The sequence below is a fragment of the Pantoea sp. Ae19-2 genome (genome assembly GCF_059801205.1).
The window spans coordinates 2,612,015-2,628,062 of record NZ_JBCHWE010000001.1 but is presented as its reverse complement, the minus strand read 5'-3'; the positions used below and the strand labels follow the sequence as shown (position 1 = coordinate 2,628,062).

General features: G+C 54.1%; 16 protein-coding genes. 1 reads left to right on the top strand and 15 read right to left on the bottom strand.

The annotated features are described in order from the left end of the window. Positions 1–100 precede the first annotated feature (100 nt). From ybeD to leuS, 11 genes are all read right to left on the bottom strand, one after another. Positions 101–364: a DUF493 family protein YbeD gene (ybeD, locus tag AAIE03_RS12220; protein WP_006118404.1), complete on the bottom strand. Its 264-nt coding sequence runs from the start codon at positions 362–364 to the stop codon at positions 101–103. A gap of 100 nt (positions 365–464) precedes the next feature. After that, the gene (dacA, locus tag AAIE03_RS12215) at positions 465–1,676 is read right to left on the bottom strand and encodes a D-alanyl-D-alanine carboxypeptidase DacA (protein WP_019106261.1); all 1,212 of its coding nucleotides are present in this window, start codon (positions 1,674–1,676) and stop codon (positions 465–467) included. A gap of 132 nt (positions 1,677–1,808) precedes the next feature. Beyond that, entirely contained in the window at positions 1,809–2,972 is a 1,164-nt protein-coding gene (gene rlpA / locus AAIE03_RS12210) for an endolytic peptidoglycan transglycosylase RlpA (RefSeq protein WP_014593164.1), read from the bottom strand. A 10-nt stretch (positions 2,973–2,982) separates the two neighbouring features. Continuing rightward, complete coding sequence (mrdB, locus tag AAIE03_RS12205; protein ID WP_024471157.1) at positions 2,983–4,095, bottom strand: peptidoglycan glycosyltransferase MrdB; 1,113 nt, start codon at positions 4,093–4,095, stop codon at positions 2,983–2,985. An 8-nt stretch (positions 4,096–4,103) separates the two neighbouring features. Beyond that, positions 4,104–6,008, bottom strand: coding sequence for a peptidoglycan DD-transpeptidase MrdA (gene mrdA / locus AAIE03_RS12200; RefSeq protein ID WP_013025013.1), 1,905 nt, complete (start codon positions 6,006–6,008; stop codon positions 4,104–4,106). Positions 6,009–6,042: 34 nt separating this feature from the next. After that, positions 6,043–6,513 carry a 23S rRNA (pseudouridine(1915)-N(3))-methyltransferase RlmH gene (gene rlmH / locus AAIE03_RS12195; RefSeq protein WP_013025014.1) on the bottom strand — a complete coding sequence of 157 codons (471 nt, stop codon included), beginning with the start codon at positions 6,511–6,513 and terminating at the stop codon, positions 6,043–6,045. Positions 6,514–6,516: 3 nt separating this feature from the next. Continuing rightward, a complete protein-coding gene (gene rsfS, locus AAIE03_RS12190; protein WP_014606314.1) occupies positions 6,517–6,834 on the bottom strand; it encodes a ribosome silencing factor in 318 nt (105 codons plus the stop codon). Between the two features lie 89 nt (positions 6,835–6,923). Then, a complete protein-coding gene (nadD, locus tag AAIE03_RS12185) occupies positions 6,924–7,565 on the bottom strand; it encodes a nicotinate-nucleotide adenylyltransferase (RefSeq protein WP_014593165.1) in 642 nt (213 codons plus the stop codon). Further along, positions 7,558–8,589, bottom strand: a complete 1,032-nt coding sequence (gene holA, locus AAIE03_RS12180) for a DNA polymerase III subunit delta (protein ID WP_024471155.1) — start codon at positions 8,587–8,589, stop codon at positions 7,558–7,560. Before holA ends, nadD begins: the two co-directional genes overlap by 8 nt. Then, positions 8,586–9,185, bottom strand: coding sequence for an LPS assembly lipoprotein LptE (gene lptE / locus AAIE03_RS12175; protein ID WP_024471154.1), 600 nt, complete (start codon positions 9,183–9,185; stop codon positions 8,586–8,588). Before lptE ends, holA begins: the two co-directional genes overlap by 4 nt. Positions 9,186–9,199: 14 nt before the next feature. Then, the gene (leuS, locus tag AAIE03_RS12170; RefSeq protein WP_014593168.1) at positions 9,200–11,782 is read right to left on the bottom strand and encodes a leucine--tRNA ligase; all 2,583 of its coding nucleotides are present in this window, start codon (positions 11,780–11,782) and stop codon (positions 9,200–9,202) included. Between the two features lie 222 nt (positions 11,783–12,004). Here leuS and AAIE03_RS12165 point away from each other — a divergent pair, with 222 nt between their 5' ends. Further along, positions 12,005–12,487 (top strand): zinc ribbon-containing protein, encoded by a 483-nt coding sequence (locus tag AAIE03_RS12165; protein ID WP_014593169.1) that lies wholly within the window; start codon positions 12,005–12,007, stop codon positions 12,485–12,487. Positions 12,488–12,520: 33 nt separating this feature from the next. On the opposite strand, the gene AAIE03_RS12160 is transcribed toward AAIE03_RS12165, so the two are convergent. From AAIE03_RS12160 to AAIE03_RS12145, 4 genes are all read right to left on the bottom strand, one after another. After that, positions 12,521–13,246: an amino acid ABC transporter ATP-binding protein gene (locus AAIE03_RS12160; protein ID WP_014593170.1), complete on the bottom strand. Its 726-nt coding sequence runs from the start codon at positions 13,244–13,246 to the stop codon at positions 12,521–12,523. Continuing rightward, on the bottom strand, positions 13,247–13,924 hold the full coding sequence (gene gltK, locus AAIE03_RS12155) for a glutamate/aspartate ABC transporter permease GltK (protein WP_013025022.1): 678 nt from the start codon (positions 13,922–13,924) through the stop codon (positions 13,247–13,249). Next, the gene (locus AAIE03_RS12150) at positions 13,924–14,664 is read right to left on the bottom strand and encodes an amino acid ABC transporter permease (RefSeq protein ID WP_013025023.1); all 741 of its coding nucleotides are present in this window, start codon (positions 14,662–14,664) and stop codon (positions 13,924–13,926) included. The genes gltK and AAIE03_RS12150 overlap by 1 nt, the downstream gene beginning before the upstream one ends. 153 nt (positions 14,665–14,817) lie before the next feature. Next, positions 14,818–15,714 carry an amino acid ABC transporter substrate-binding protein gene (locus AAIE03_RS12145; protein WP_014593171.1) on the bottom strand — a complete coding sequence of 299 codons (897 nt, stop codon included), beginning with the start codon at positions 15,712–15,714 and terminating at the stop codon, positions 14,818–14,820. Positions 15,715–16,048: the final 334 nt, after the last annotated feature.

Genomic DNA, 16,048 nt, shown 5'->3' with positions numbered 1-16,048 from the left:
GGATGAGAGGATGAGTACAGAGCGGCTGGGTCGGTAAGGCAGAAAATACGGGTCAGCGCGTTATCTGCGCAGCCTGACCCGCTGACCGGTGTTGACAGCGTTACAGCACCATCCGCACGATTTCAATTTTGCCCAGCTCTTCGTACAGGGTTTCGACCTGCTCGATGTGGGTGGCATTGATCGTGACGTTTACCGAGTGATAGTTACCTTTGCTGCTGGGTTTCACTTCTGGGCTGTAATCGCCGGGTGCATGGCGTTGCACGACCTCAAGCACCAAATCAACCAGCTCCGGCTGTGCCAGCCCCATTACTTTGTAGGTAAATGGGGTAGGGAATTCGAGCAGTTCATTCAGTTTGGTTTTCATAATCACTCCGGTACATAAAAAACAGGCTCCCGCCGAAGCGGGAGCATCATATTAACCTGTAATGGGGGCAGAGTGGCGGTTTTTCAACCGCCAGGCACCATTAACCGAACCAGTGGTGGAACATCAGTTTGATATAGTCAACGATACGACTGAAGAAGCCGCCTTCAGAGACTTCATTTAACACCACCAGAGGACGCTGATCGATAGTTTTGCCATCGAGCTGGAAATTGATACTGCCAACCACTTGGTTTTTCTTCAGTGGCGCATGCAACTCGGTATTGGTGAGGACATAGCTGGCTTTCAGATCTTTCATCCGGCCGCGTGGAATGGTCAGATAAGCATCTTTTTCAACGCCCAGTTGGACGCGATCGCTGTTACCAAACCACACGGGTTCAGAGGCAAACTCTTTTCCGGCTTTCAGCGGTGCGACGGTTTCAAAGAAGCGGAAACCCCAGGTCAGCAGCTTTTTACTTTCCGTTTCGCGGCCTTTGAAGGTATGACCGCCCATCACGGCAGAGATCAAACGCATCTGTCCTTCTGTCGCAGAGGCCACCAGGTTATAACCTGCTGACGCAGTGTGACCGGTTTTGATGCCGTCAACGGTCAGGCTGGTATCCCACAACAGACCATTGCGGTTCATCTGACGAATATTGTTAAAGGTGAACTCTTTCTCTTTATAAACCGCGTACTCTTCAGGAACATCACGGATCAGCGCCTGGCCAATCAGTGCCATGTCGCGTGCTGAGCTGTATTGACCTTCCGCATCCAGGCCATGAACGGTCTGGAAATGCGTGTTTTGCAGACCCAGCGCTTTCACGTAGTTGTTCATCAGGCCAACAAAGGCATCCTGACTCCCGGCGACATAATCGGCCATCGCCACACAGGCATCATTACCGGACTGCAGAACGATACCGCGCGTTAACTGGGAAACCGGAACGCGGTCGCCAGGCTTCAGGAACATTAAGGATGAACCTTTGAATACCGGATTACCGGTCGCCCACGCATCCTGCCCGACGGTAACGATATCGTCCTGGTGGATTTTTCCTGCTTTAACTGCCTGACCGATGACGTAGCTGGTCATCATCTTCGTCAGGCTCGCCGGGTCGCGGCGTGCGTCCGCGTTTTTCTCTGCCAGCACTTTGCCTGAATTGTAGTCGATGAGGACATAAGCTTCGGCATCAATGTCCGGTACGCCGGGAATCATGGTCTTGAGATTAACATCATCAGCGATGGCAGCATGGCTGAGGGAGAAGGCGATCAGTGATCCCACTGTCAGGCGTTTTAACAAACGAGAAGGTTTCAGCGTGTTCATGTGTGGGACGACAACATCCATGGGTTTAAGGTTTAAAAAAGTCACTCATCATAACAAATGCCTGATTTTCAGACATCCGGCTTAGTGAATGAGTTGTTAGCAGAGGTTACCTGTCACGGTAACCTCTGTCGATTAACGACCTGCGGTGGTAACGAAGGCCGCACTCTGGCCTTCGCTGCTCAGCCGTTGCTGTAAGGCCACGGCTTCTGCACGGGTTTTATAACCACCAAGCTGCACGCGGTACACATTGCCTGCGTTTTCCACAGCGCCAGGAACGCCAAAGCGCTGGCGTAAACTGTTAACTAACTGCCGGGCACGTGCTGCATCATTAATGGCACTCACCTGAACGACATAGCCTGAAAGGGATGAGGCACTCTGACTGGCGGCGGGCTGGCGGGGTGATGCGGCGGCACTGGCCGCAACCGGCGCAGCGGCAACAGGCGCGGCTGCGACAGGGGGGCTGGCAGCGGGCTCACTGCTTTCCAGCACGCCGCTGGGTAACGGCTGCGGCGCGCCCAGGAAGCCGCTACTTTGCACTGGCGCGCCCATAGCATTATTGCTTTGCAGCGTCGCATTGCTGATGGGTGAAATATCCTGAGCCTCGGGTTCAGCCGCCGGGGCGGTCTGCGGCTGGCTGCTACCGTTCATGATGGGTTGACTGCCACCGCTCATGCCTTGTGGGCTGCTCATGACCGGACCGTTCAGGTCGGGACGCGCAGGCAGGGCATAGCTCTGTTTTGCCACGACGGTGCCGATGGTGCCGGGGCCGGAAAGCGTGCCATCCGGTGCGACACTGATGTAATCAACCCGCACGCGGGAATTGTTGGAGATATTCAGGCGGTCACCTGCCGCACGGGACAGATCGATAATGCGTCCCGGCGTATACGGGCCGCGATCGTTAACCCGCACCACAATCTGGCGGCCGTTTGCCAGGTTTGTCACGCGAACGTAGCTGGGCAGGGGCAGCGTTGGATGGGCAGCCGTCAGGGCATCGGGATCAAAGGTCTCGCCCGTCGCAGTACGATTACCCTGGGCTTCCTCACCGTACCAGGCGGCCAGCCCCACTTCACTGTAGTTGGCCGGATTTTTGATGATACGGTAGTTTTTACCGTTGACGCTGTAGTCCTGATTGGTCGACGGATTGACCGGCTCATAACGAGGCTCAACGCCAGGAATCTCTACCACCGGGCCGTTATAGGCAGGCTGGGGTGGCGCACTTTGTTGTTGCGGTTCCTGGGTAGAACATGCAGCTAAAACCATTGAAGCCAATACAACGCCAAGCCAGTCCTTACGCATCTGCGACCTCTTAAACACTTTTAGATAACATTTTTCGGTGTGTGTGGATCGACATTACGATGCCAAATCCCGCCATAAGCACAATAAGCGCCGAGCCGCCGTAACTGACCAGCGGCAACGGAACGCCAACCACCGGTAAGATACCACTAACCATGCCAATGTTAACGAAAACATAGACGAATAAAATCAACATTAACCCCCCGGCCATCACCCGGCCAAAGGTGGTTTGCGCACGGGCAGCCACGATGAGTCCACGCATAATCAACAGCAGGTACAGCACCAGCAGCAACAGTACGCCCACCAGTCCCAGCTCTTCTGCCAGCACGGCGAAAATGAAGTCGGTGTGACGCTCCGGTAAGAACTCCAGCTGTGATTGCGTACCATGCAGCCAGCCTTTACCGCGCAGTCCGCCAGAGCCAATAGCGATTTTAGACTGAATAATGTGGTAACCCGCGCCAAGCGGATCGCTTTCGGGATCGAGCAGCATCATCACGCGGTCTCGCTGATAGTCATGCATCAGGAAGAACCACAATATGGGGATAAAGGCCGCAACTAACAGGACGGCGATACCAATCAGCTTCCAGCTCATGCCAGAGAGGAACAGCACAAATAATCCCGAGGCCGCGACCAGAATCGAGGTTCCGAGGTCAGGCTGCGCGGCCACTAACAGCGTAGGAAGGAAAATCAGCACCAGAGCGATGGCGGTGTTTTTCAGGGTCGGTGGGCACACGTCGCGGTTGATAAAGCGCGCGACCATTAAAGGAACGGCGATTTTAGCGATCTCAGAGGGCTGGAAGCGGATAAAACCCAGGTCCAGCCAACGCTGCGCCCCTTTACTGATTTGGCCAAAGGCATCCACGGCGACGAGCAGGATGACACTGACAATATACAGGTAAGGCGCCCAGCCTTCGTATACCCGGGGCGGGACCTGGGCGAGCACCAGCATAATGATCAGCCCCATGGCGATCTGGCCGAGCTTACGCTCCATCATGCCGGGATCCTGACCGCTGGCGCTCCAGATAACAATGGCGCTAAAGGTCAGTAGCGCGAGGATAATCAGCATAAATAGCGGATCAATATGCATGCGCATCCATATTGACCGCTTCTGCGGGCTGTCATTCATCGACATGATTATTCACCTTCGTAGCCTGGCGGTGTGGGGGCCGCATCCGGCAGGACAGTATTATTGTCACCTAACATGATGTGATCCAGTATCTGACGCATTACCGTGCCTACGGCGGGTCCGGCTCCGCCGTTTTCCAGAATCATGGTCACGGCGACACGCGGTTTATCGTAAGGGGCAAACGCGGTCATCAGCTTGTGGTCACGCAGGCGTTCTGCGATTTTGTGTGCGTTATAGGTTTCGTTCTCTTTCAGACCGAAGACCTGAGCCGTACCCGATTTCGCGGCAATTTTGTATGGCGCATCGGCAAAGCTCTTGTGAGCCGTACCATTGGGGCGATTGGCCACGCCATACATCCCGTCTTTGGCAATTTCCCAGTAGCCCGAGTGGATATCGCCTATCGGCTGGGAAGGCGGTTGACGATAAGGCACCAGGGTGCGGCCTTCGCGCGTGGCGCGCAGCATATGCGGCACTTTGATAACCCCGTCGTTGATGAGGATCATCATCGCTTTGTTCATCTGCAATGGTGTTGCCGTCCAGTAGCCCTGACCGATACCAACAGGAATGGTATCACCCTGATACCAGGGCTTTTTAAAGCGGCGCATTTTCCAGTCACGCGTCGGCATGTTACCCGCGCTCTCCTGGGGTAAATCGATGCCCGTACGTTCACCGTAGCCGAATTTGGTCATCCACTCCGACAGGCGATCGATGCCCATGTCATAGGCGACCTGATAAAAGAAGGTGTCCGCAGACTCTTCCAGCGACCTGGTGACGTTCAGACGACCGTGGCCCCACTTTTTCCAGTCGCGATAGCGTTTTTCAGAGCCGGGCAGTTGCCACCAGCCGGGATCGAACAGGCTGGTATTTCGGTTGATAACGCCTGCGCTGAGCGCGGAAACGGCGACATAGGGTTTGACCGTTGAGGCTGGCGGATAGGCGGCCTGAATAGCGCGGTTATACAGTGGACGGTTTTCATCGCTCAGTAATCCGCGATAGTCTTTGCTGGAAATTCCGTCAACAAACAGGTTCGGATCGTAACTGGGCGTGGACACCATGGCCAGAATTTCTCCGGTGCGGGGATCGCTGACCACCACTGCGGCACGACTGCCGGCTAACAGCGTTTCGATGTACTGCTGCAGTTTCAGATCAATGGTCAGATAGATATCGCGCCCGGCCTGCGGGGATTGCTCGTGCAACTGACGAATAACCCGGCCACGGTTGTTTACCTCAACCTCTTCATAACCGGTTTTACCGTGAAGCAGGTCTTCGTAATAGGCTTCGATACCGAGTTTACCGATATCGTGCGTAGCCGCATAGTTTGGCCATTTACCTTCTTTGTCCAGACGCGCCACATCCCGATCGTTGATTTTCGATACGTAGCCCACAACGTGGGTCAGGGTTTGCCCAAAGGGATAGTAGCGGCGCTGGTAGCCTTTGACTTCCACGCCGGGAAAGCGGTACTGGTTCACGGCAAAGCGTGCAACCTGCACCTCATTAAGGCCGGTTTTTACCGGGATAGAGGTAAAGCGACGTGAGCGCTTACGCTCTTTTTCAAACGCCTCAATATCGTCATCGGTGAGTTCGAGCACCGGGCGTAAGTTTTGCAGCGTTTGTTTTAAATCGTCGACCTTTTCCGGCACCAGTTCTGCCTGATAAATCGTACGGTTCAGGGCCAGCGGCGTGCCGGTACGGTCATAAATAATGCCGCGGCTGGGTGCAACCGGCACCAGCTTAATGCGGTTTTCATTTGACCGGGTACTGTAGTCGTCGAAACGTAAAATCTGCAGGTGATAGAGATTAACCACCAGCACGGAGGAGAGCAGTAAGATGCCGACAAAAGCGATAAAAGCCCTGCGGACAAAGACTTTTTGTTCGGCGCTGTAATCGCGAAAGGCGTTGCTTTGTAATTTCATCCGCTACTTGTAATATCTGGAGTGAGCTTATCGGTTATTCACGATGATAAGGATGATTTGTCGTAATGCTCCATGCACGATAGAGGCTCTCTGCAACCAGCACGCGCACCAGCGGATGAGGCAACGTTAACGTTGAGAGAGACCAGCTTTGTTCCGCCGCCGCTTTACAGGCCGGCGCTAATCCTTCAGGCCCGCCAATCAACAGGCTGACGTCACGGCCATCCTGCTTCCAGCGTTCCAGCTGCTGCGCCAGCTGTGGGGTTTCCCAGGGTTGTCCGGGGATATCCAGCGTCACAATGCGGTTGCCTTTACCTGTCGCTGCCAGCATCGCTTCGCCTTCCTTTTCCAGAATGCGTTTGATGTCGGCATTTTTCCCGCGTTTCCCCGCAGGGACTTCCGTTAACTCAAACGGCATGTCTTTGGGAAACCGACGCAGGTATTCCATAAAACCGGTCTGAACCCAGTCAGGCATTTTGGTGCCGACGGCAACAAGCTGCAATTTCACCGCTTAACCCCAGAGCTTTTCCAGTTCATACAACTGACGGCTCTCTTCCTGCATGACGTGCACGATCACTTCGCCCAAATCCACAACGACCCAGTCGGCGGCGGCTTTACCTTCCACGCCCAGCGGCATCAGGCCGGCGGCACGGGATTCCTGCTCGACGTGTTCCGCGATAGAGGTCACGTGGCGCGTTGAGGTACCGGTACAAATGATCATGAAATCAGTGATGCTCGATTTGCCCTGAACGTCGAGAGTCACGATGTTCTGGCCTTTCAAATCATCAATCTTATCAACAACGAACTCTTGGAGTGCTTTACCTTGCAAAAGGTTCCCCTTCAAAACTGGTGATAGCGGGCTGGCTGAAACCCGGAAGACAGCCAAAAAATTTAGCGGCGCAGTATATCACGCCCATATCAGTCGCGATATAAGCCGGCGCGGTCGATGTAGGTTATCACAGAGGCGGGCAACAAATCGTCGCAGGCGAGGTGCTGATGGCGGCGCTGTCTGATCTCGGTGGCCGATATCGCATAAAGCGGGGTTTCCGCCAGCCAGATCGCCCCTGCAGGACGTTGGTGAAGCTGCTGGCTGTCTTGTGTTACATGGCTGTCCAGCCAGCGTTGCATTGCTGGAGACGCCATTTCCGTCGGATAGCCCGGTCGCTTGCAGACCAAAAGATGGCACAGGCTAAGCAGCTCCTGCCAGCGATGCCATTTTTCCAGCGACAGCAGAGAATCCTGACCAATAATAAAACCCAGAGGTTGTTCACCCCGTTCGGCACGCAGCGCTTCTAAGGTATCGACCGTCCACGAGGGCGTATCACGTTGTAATTCCCGCGTGTCGATGTCAAAAAGCGGCAAATCGCGAATAGCGCACTCGAGCATTTCAACCCGCTGCTGCGGACTGGCCTCTGGTTGGGGCCGGTGCGGCGGCACATTATTGGGCAGCAGTGTGATCCTCGACAGGCCAATTTGCCCGGCCAGCGTTTCCACCGGGCGCAGATGACCAAAATGCACAGGATCGAAGGTACCGCCAAACAGCGCGTGTAAATCAGACATGGGCGAGGCTCGCAGGGAAAGCGCGATTGGCAATCAACATCGACAGCGTCTGCAACTGCGGCCAGACCGACTGACCATAATCCTGCTTTAGAGTAAGTTCGATTTGCATCAACAGATGAATGGCCTGCTGTAGCCTGGAGGCGTCAAGGCGCTGAAGTGCTTCCGTAAACAGGTTGCGACGGTTTTGCCAGATACGCTGCTGATCCATTAGCGTACGCAGCGGCTGTTGCGACTGATGCCGTTGCAGATGCAGCAGGGTCATCAAATCGCGCTGCAGGGTGCGGAGCAATATCGCCACTTCGCTCTCTTCTCTTTCTAACTGCTGCAGGATGTGCAACGCGCGGCGGCTTTTGCCGCCGAGTAGCGCATCCACCCAGTGGTAGGGCGTGAAGTGAGCGGCATCGCTGACGGCGGCTTCAACGCGCGGCAGGGTCAGTTTGCCATCGGGCCATTGCAGTGACAGCCGTTCAAGCGCCTGGGCCAGAGCCAGCAGATTACCTTCATAGCAGTAACACAACAGCTGGACGGCCGCATCATCGATATCGAGCTTGAGGGTTTTTGCTCGGCTGACAACCCAGCGGGGGAGCTGAGCCTGTTCGGGTGTCTGGCAGGGGACCAGCACGGCATGAGCGGAAAGCGCTTTAAACCAGGCGCTGTTTTCCTGGGCTTTACTGAGCTTCGCCATTCGGCAAATCAGCAAAATATCGGCGTGAAGCAGCGGGGCCAGCTTGATCAACTGCTCGGCAATCGCCGCGTTAGGGCCATTTTCCGGGAACTGCAACGTTAACGTTTGATGCTGGGCAAACAGGCTCAGCGACTGGCAGCTCATAAACAGGCTGTCCCAGTCGGTCTGCGCATCCAGTGTAAAACTCAGATGTTCTTCAAAGCCCTGTGCCAGGGCACTGGCCCGAATCGCATCTGCACTTTCCTGCAACAGCAAGGGTTCATTACCGGTTAATAAATAACAGGCGCGCAGCCCCTCACGGAGCTGCGCGCTGAGTTGTTCCGGATAAATCCTGATCATTTCGACATGGTTGCCGCAGAGGAAGAGACCCCGGCAGCAGGCTGAACCGCTTTTGAAACCGTCGATGTAGAGGGCATCTGCTGATTTTCCATCTGCGCGGCATGCACGGTAAGCAGCTTACGAACCAGCTGTTCGGCCGCGCGCTGACGCATCTCCTGCATAATCATGTCCTGCTCAGCATCTTTCGCCAGCGCCGCGTTCGGGTTATCAAAGAACGAGCGGTAGACGGTTGCGCTGATCGGATAGATCCCTTTATTTGGGAGCAGCACCTGAGCAGAAACCGACATCGTCAGCTGATACTCCGCTGTGGTACCGCTGATAAATACGGATGCGGTACTACGGCTTTGTGCTTCTCCACCAAGACGCATCGTCGGGACGGTCAGGCTGTTTTTCTGCGTCGCCTCAACAATATTGACGTTGTTAATCCGCAGCTGCTGTCGCACGGTACGCATCAGCGGGCCATAAGGGTCACCACTGTCTAAAATCAGCGTTCTCAGTTCGGTTGGCACCTGAGTGGTGCCGCGCGGATGAAAACCACAGCCGGCGGTGATCACCACCGCCAGCATGACAAACAACCTGATAATCGGATGTCGCACAGTTCCTCCTGAACTTAACCCACAACCAGGTTAAGCAGTTTGCCCGGTACATAAATGACTTTACGAATGCTAACACCATCAAGGTATTTCGCCACTAATGGTTCCTCAGCCGCACGAGCCTGAACCTGTTCCTGGGTAGCATCGGCTGCCACGGTAATTTTACCACGGACTTTACCGTTAACCTGCACGACAACCAATAAGGCGTCCTCAACCATCGCGGCGTCATCGGCAACCGGCCATTCTGCATTGTCGATGGTGCCTTGGCCGCCCAGCGTTTGCCACAGTACGAAGCAGGCATGAGGCGTGAACGGATACAGTAAACGCGTCACGGCGAGTAACGCTTCCTGCATCAGTGCACGATCCTGTTCGCTGTCCTGGGGTGCACGCGTCAGCTTGTTCATCAGTTCCATCACGGCGGCAATCGCGGTGTTAAAGGTCTGACGGCGGCCGATATCGTCGGACACTTTGGCAATAGTTTTATGCAGATCGCGACGTAAGCCTTTCTGATCATCGTTCAGGCTGGCAACGTCCAGAGCGACAGTCGCGCCTTTCTGTGAATGGTCATAGGCCAGTTTCCAGACGCGCTTCAGGAAACGGTTCGCGCCTTCAACACCGGATTCCTGCCACTCCAGCGTCATGTCGGCCGGTGAGGCAAACATCATAAACAGACGTACGGTATCGGCACCGTAGCGCTCAACCATCAACTGTGGGTCAATGCCGTTGTTTTTCGACTTCGACATTTTGCTCATGCCTGCGTAGATCACCTCACGGCCCTGGGTGTCCACGGCTTTGGTAATGCGGCCTTTCTCATCACGCTCGACGGTGACATCCACCGGGGAAACCCAGTTACGTTCGCCGTTGACGCCCAGATAGTAGAATGCATCCGCCAATACCATGCCCTGACACAGCAGACGTTTGGCAGGCTCATTCGAGTTTACCAGGCCGGCATCGCGCAGCAGCTTATGGAAGAAACGGAAATACATCAGGTGCATGATGGCGTGTTCGATACCGCCCACATACTGATCCACTGGCAGCCAGTAGTTCGCTGCAGCCGGGTCCAGCATGCCATCTTTATAGTCCGCACAGGTGTAGCGTGCGTAATACCATGAAGACTCCATGAAGGTGTCAAAGGTATCGGTTTCGCGCAGGGCCGGCTGACCGTTCACGGTGGTCTTTGCCCACTCGGGATCGGCCTTAATCGGGCTGGTGATGCCGTCCATGACCACATCTTCAGGCAGGATAACCGGAAGCTGATCTTCTGGCGTGGGCATCACGGTGCCGTCTTCCAGCGTCACCATCGGAATGGGGGCGCCCCAGTAGCGCTGACGGGAAACGCCCCAGTCGCGTAAGCGATAATTGACTTTACGTACGCCAACACCTTTCGCCGCCAGCGCATCCGCAATGGCGTTGAAACCGGCACTGTGATCCAGACCGCTGCACTCGGCGGAGTTAAACAGCGTGCCTTTATCGGTCATCGCGCCAGTGCTTACGTCCGGCTCGCTGCCGTCCAGGTTCAGGATCACCGGCTTGATCGGCAGATCGTATTTCGTGGCAAACTCCCAGTCACGCTGGTCATGTGCCGGAACCGCCATCACGGCACCCGTGCCGTACTCCATCAGCACAAAGTTCGCGACCCAGACAGGAACAGCCTCACCTGTTAACGGGTGCACCGCAGACAGGCCAGTGGCCATGCCTTTCTTTTCCATGGTGGCCATATCGGCTTCGGCCACTTTGGTATTGCGGCATTCGGCAATAAAGTCAGCGAGGGCAGGATTGCTGGCAGCCGCCTGCAGCGCCAGCGGATGACCGGCGGCCACGGCGACATAGGTCGCGCCGTAGAAGGTATCTGGACGCGTGGTATAAACCGTGACTTTCTCAAGGCTGTCCGCCACGTCAAAAGTGATTTCCACGCCTTCAGAGCGGCCGATCCAGTTACGCTGCATGGTTTTGACCTGCTCAGGCCACTCTTCCAGCGTATCCAGATCGTTTAACAGCTCTTCGGCGTAATCGGTGATTTTGATAAACCACTGTGGGATCTCTTTACGCTCAACTTTGGTGTCACAGCGCCAGCAGCAGCCGTCAATAACCTGCTCATTGGCCAGTACCGTCTGGTCGTTCGGGCACCAGTTCACCGCCGAGGTTTTTTTGTAAACCAGGCCTTTCTCATAGAGTTTGGTAAAGAACCACTGTTCCCAGCGGTAATACTCTGGCTGACAGGTCGCCAGTTCGCGGCTCCAGTCATAGCCAAAGCCCAGCAGTTTAAGCTGGTTTTTCATATACGCGATGTTGTCATAAGTCCAGGGGGCGGGCGCGGTGTTGTTTTTTACCGCCGCGCCTTCCGCAGGCAGACCGAACGCATCCCAACCGATAGGCTGCAGCACATTTTTGCCGAGCATGCGCTGATAACGCGCGATGACGTCGCCGATGGTGTAGTTACGAACGTGACCCATATGAAGGCGGCCAGAAGGATAGGGCAACATGGACAGGCAATAATATTTCTCTTTGCCTTCCTGCTCAGTCACTTTAAACGTTTCGTTTTCATCCCACTGCTGCTGAACGCGGGATTCAATCTCTTCCGGGCGGTATTGCTCTTGCATGGCTGCCTGTGGTCCTTAATAAATGACACTTTGCTGACTTTACGATCCGCATAGCATACCCATAAGGCCGCGCATCAACAACACTTCCCACTTTTGCAGAGGCGATTTATCGTCAAAGCGTCAGTGCTTTCACTCTTTTACCATTCCTTACCCAGGGAACCGGGCAAATGTGACAAAGTAGCTAAACTTAGTACAGGTACCGAGCGCAAAAAGGAGAATAAAATGAATAAAGTGGCACAGGAGTATCATGAGTCGTTGGCGGTATTAACCGAACGTCTTCGCCACGGCGATCGCGATCTGGATACGCTGGTTGAAGATAGACGCAGTTATTTACGTGCGCACTCCGATCTGACACCGGACGAAATCGATCGGGCGCTGGCGTCGGTGCGCCGCGATTTGGCGGAGTTTGGTCGTAACTATGCCGAAGCAGAAGAACCGGTGGCGGACTCGGTCTTTATGCGCGTGATCCGGGAAAGTATCTGGAAAGAACTGGCGGACATCACCGATAAAAGCCAGCTGGAATGGCGGGAAGTCTTTCAGGATTTGCAACACCACGGCGTTTACCAAAGTGGTGAGGTGGTGGGCCTGGGCAACCTGGTCTGCGAAAAATGCCATTTTACCCGGGCGATTTATACGCCAGAAACCCTGTCGCGCTGCCCGGAATGTCACCACGATCAGTTTTATCGTCAGCCTTTTGAGCCGTAAAAGAAGCAGGCGGGCAGGGTGCCCGCCTGTTTTTTAGTGCAGAATTTTTGCCAGGAAATCCTTCGCCCGTTCTGACTGCGGATTATTAAAGAAGTCGTCTTTATTCGTGTCTTCAATAATTTTGCCTTCATCCATAAAGATGACCCGGTTGGCTACCTTACGGGCAAAGCCCATTTCGTGCGTAACAACCATCATGGTCATGCCTTCCTGCGCCAGTTCCACCATCACGTCCAGCACTTCGTTGATCATTTCAGGATCGAGCGCCGATGTGGGTTCATCGAACAACATGGCAATGGGATCCATGCACAGCGCACGCGCGATGGCGACACGCTGCTGCTGACCGCCAGAGAGCTGACCGGGAAACTTTTCCGCATGGGCAGACAGACCGACGCGAGTCAGAAGCTTAAGGCCTTTATCACGGGCGGCGGTTTTATCACGCTTCAGCACTTTGACCTGCGCCAGTACCAGATTGTCGATAATGCTCAGGTGAGGAAACAGTTCGAAATGCTGAAACACCATGCCGACTTTGCTGCGCAGCGTGGCCAGATTGGTTTTTTTATTGTTTACCTCTGTGCCGTTTACCGTAATGCTGCCCTGCTGGATCGGCTCCAGGCCATTGACGGTTTTAATCAGGGTTGATTTGCCGGAACCTGACGGTCCACATACCACCACCACTTCACCGGTCTGAACCTCGGTAGAGCAGTCGGTTAGCACCTGAAATTGACCATACCACTTGGAAACGTTTTTCAGGTTAATCATTTAAACCGTCCTTTTTCTTTTTAGATAGCTGACCAACAGCGATGCGCTCAGGCTGATCACAAAGTAGACCAGACCAGCAAACAAAATCATTTCTACCTGGGTACCGTCACGCTCGCCAATAGTGGAAGCGGTACGGAAGAAGTCAGCCAGACTCAATACATAAACCAGCGAGGTATCCTGAAACAGGACGATGCCCTGCGTCAGTAACAGCGGCACCATGGCGCGAAACGCCTGAGGAAGAATAACCAGCCTCATCGACTGCCACTGCGTCATTCCCAGCGCCAGCGCAGCGCTGGACTGCCCACGCGCGATACTGATAATCCCGGCACGAATGATTTCAGAATAGTAGGCGGCTTCAAACAGGGAAAAGGCCACCATTGCTGAGATCAGGCGGATGTCGGTCTTGGGCGAAATCCCCAGCACCTGCTGTAAAAAGCTGGGAACGACCAGATAAAACCACAGCAGCACCATCACCAGCGGCACTGAGCGGAACAGGTTGACATACAGTTTGGCAAACCAACTGACAGGTTTAAAAGTGGACAGGCGCATCACCGCCAGCAGGGTGCCCCACAGGATGCCAAACACAACGGCCGTCAGGGTGATCTTAAAGGTGATCATCAGGCCACTGAACAGATAAGGCAGGCTGGGAGGAATCGAACTCCAGTCAAATGCGTACATTATTTGCCTCCCACGTTGCCAGGCAGGCGCACTTTGCGTTCGACCAGGCCCATCAGCACCATAATCACCAAGTTAATTCCCACGTAAGCCAGGGTAATCGCCGTAAAGGATTCGTAGGCGTGCGAGGAATAGTCCAGCAGTTTGCCGGCCTGAGCCGCCATATCCACCAGGCCGATCGTCGAGGCGATAGCCGAGTTTTTCACCAGATTGAGCATTTCTGACGTCATTGGCGGCACGATTACCCGGTAAGCATTGGGCAACAGCACGTAGCGATAGGTTTGGGGCAGCGTCAGCCCCATGGCCAGCCCGGCATTCTTTTGTCCACGCGGTAAAGACTGAATGGCTGCACGCACCTGCTCGCACACACGGGCAGCGGTGAACAGTCCCAGACAGACAACAGAGGAGATAAAGAATTGCAGATTGGGATCCAGCTCCGACTTAAACCACATCCCCAGATCCTGTCCTACCAACTCTGGCGCAACCAGATACCAGAAGAAGAACTGAACAATCAGGGGGATATTACGAAACAGTTCTACATAGCAGGTTCCTATCGTTGATAACAGACGATTAGGCACAGTACGCAGAATGCCGAAAAATGAACCCACACAGAAAGCAATAATCCAGGCACAACAGGAGACGGCAATCGTCACCTGAAAACCGGACCACAGCCAGCCGAGATAGGTGGTATTACCGAACGGGGCCTGTTCGAGAAATATGCCCCAGTTCCAATCGATACCCATAACGAGCTCCGGTAAAAAAGGGTAGCAGAGCTACCCTGAAGATTGATGAGCGGCTAATTTCGCCTGATTCGGGGGAACGACCCGTTCAGGCTGTCTGTCCACGCCGCGGTTTCAGCAATCGAGAGGGCGACGAGGCCGCCCTTGTTATCGTTGTTAATTCAGTGCCTTGTCATTCGGCGTTTTGAACAGCGTTTTCATGTCGTCAGACAGCTCAAAGTTCATGTTCAGGTTTTTTGGCGGAATAGGCTGTTTAAACCAGGTGTCGAACCATTTCTCTGCCTGACCGGAGGTCTGGGCTTTGGCAATGGTGTCATCGACCAGGGCTTTGAACTGCGGATCGTCTTTACGCAGCATACAGCCATAGGCTTCTTTAGACTGTGGCGTACCGATGATGACCCAGTCATCCGGCTTTTTCGCTTTGGCGCGTTCGCCTGCCAGCAGGGCATCATCCATCATAAAGGCCACGGCGCGACCGGTTTCCAGCGTGCGGAATGAATCACCATGGTCTTTGGCGCTGATGATGCGCATATCCATCTTTTTCTCGTCGTTCAGTTTGTGCAGCAGCACTTCTGACGTGGTACCCGAGGTCACTACAACGGTTTTGCCTTTCAAATCGTCAAAATCTTTGATCGGGCTGCCTTTCTTAACCAGCAAACGGGTGCCGATAACAAAAATGGTATCGGAGAACGCCGCCTGTTTCTGGCGCTCAAGGTTGTTAGTGGTAGAGCCACATTCGTAATCGTATGTGCCGTTTTGCAGCAGGGGAATACGGTTTTGTGAGGTGATCGGGATCATTTTGATTTGCAGATCGGGCTTATTTAACTTGGCTTTAATGGCTTCTGCGATAGCGTTTGAATACGCCTGAGAATAGCCAACGACCTTTTGCTGGTTGTCGTAATAAGAAAAGGGAACTGATGATTCACGATGCCCGATGACAATGACGCCATTGTCATTGATTTTCTTCAGGGTACCGCTCAGATCTTCCGCCTGGGCCACTCCCGCCGCTGCGCTTAACAGCAGAAGAGATAATGCCACTTTGCGTAATTGCATGTTCCAACTCCTTCATGTGGAAAGTGCACAGGATCTACCCTGTACTGATTGTGTGATGTTGTGTGTATTTTGCGCTGCTTTTTTTGTTATCCCTTCGCGCGACTGCGCTAAGAATATTCACTAACATAGCGGATTGTTAACTCAATGAAACAAAAAAGTTTCTTTTTTGCGATGTCATTCGCACCAAAAAAAGGCAAATAATCGCCATTGCACGTAAAAGGTGCGCATCTGGACTCTTTTTAGTGCGTCTCGTCCGTTAACTGGCCCGAATGTCGATGAATACAGAAATATTTTGCAATCATCGTGCCAAAACAAAATGACAATTGGGTGAAAT

Bases quoted from the DNA above. Each gene is read 5' to 3' on its own strand.
- AAIE03_RS12150 (WP_013025023.1), bottom strand. From the start codon at position 14,664: ATGGGTATCGATTGGAACTGGGGCATATTTCTCGAACAGGCCCCGTTC.
- mrdA (WP_013025013.1), bottom strand. From the start codon at position 6,008: ATGAAATTACAAAGCAACGCCTTTCGCGATTACAGCGCCGAACAAAAA.
- AAIE03_RS12165 (WP_014593169.1), top strand. From the start codon at position 12,005: ATGAATAAAGTGGCACAGGAGTATCATGAGTCGTTGGCGGTATTAACC.
- gltK (WP_013025022.1), bottom strand. From the start codon at position 13,924: ATGTACGCATTTGACTGGAGTTCGATTCCTCCCAGCCTGCCTTATCTG.
- AAIE03_RS12160 (WP_014593170.1), bottom strand. From the start codon at position 13,246: ATGATTAACCTGAAAAACGTTTCCAAGTGGTATGGTCAATTTCAGGTG.
- ybeD (WP_006118404.1), bottom strand. From the start codon at position 364: ATGAAAACCAAACTGAATGAACTGCTCGAATTCCCTACCCCATTTACC.
- leuS (WP_014593168.1), bottom strand. From the start codon at position 11,782: ATGCAAGAGCAATACCGCCCGGAAGAGATTGAATCCCGCGTTCAGCAG.
- rlpA (WP_014593164.1), bottom strand. From the start codon at position 2,972: ATGCGTAAGGACTGGCTTGGCGTTGTATTGGCTTCAATGGTTTTAGCT.
- AAIE03_RS12145 (WP_014593171.1), bottom strand. From the start codon at position 15,714: ATGCAATTACGCAAAGTGGCATTATCTCTTCTGCTGTTAAGCGCAGCG.
- nadD (WP_014593165.1), bottom strand. From the start codon at position 7,565: ATGTCTGATTTACACGCGCTGTTTGGCGGTACCTTCGATCCTGTGCAT.
- mrdB (WP_024471157.1), bottom strand. From the start codon at position 4,095: ATGAATGACAGCCCGCAGAAGCGGTCAATATGGATGCGCATGCATATT.
- holA (WP_024471155.1), bottom strand. From the start codon at position 8,589: ATGATCAGGATTTATCCGGAACAACTCAGCGCGCAGCTCCGTGAGGGG.
- dacA (WP_019106261.1), bottom strand. From the start codon at position 1,676: ATGAACACGCTGAAACCTTCTCGTTTGTTAAAACGCCTGACAGTGGGA.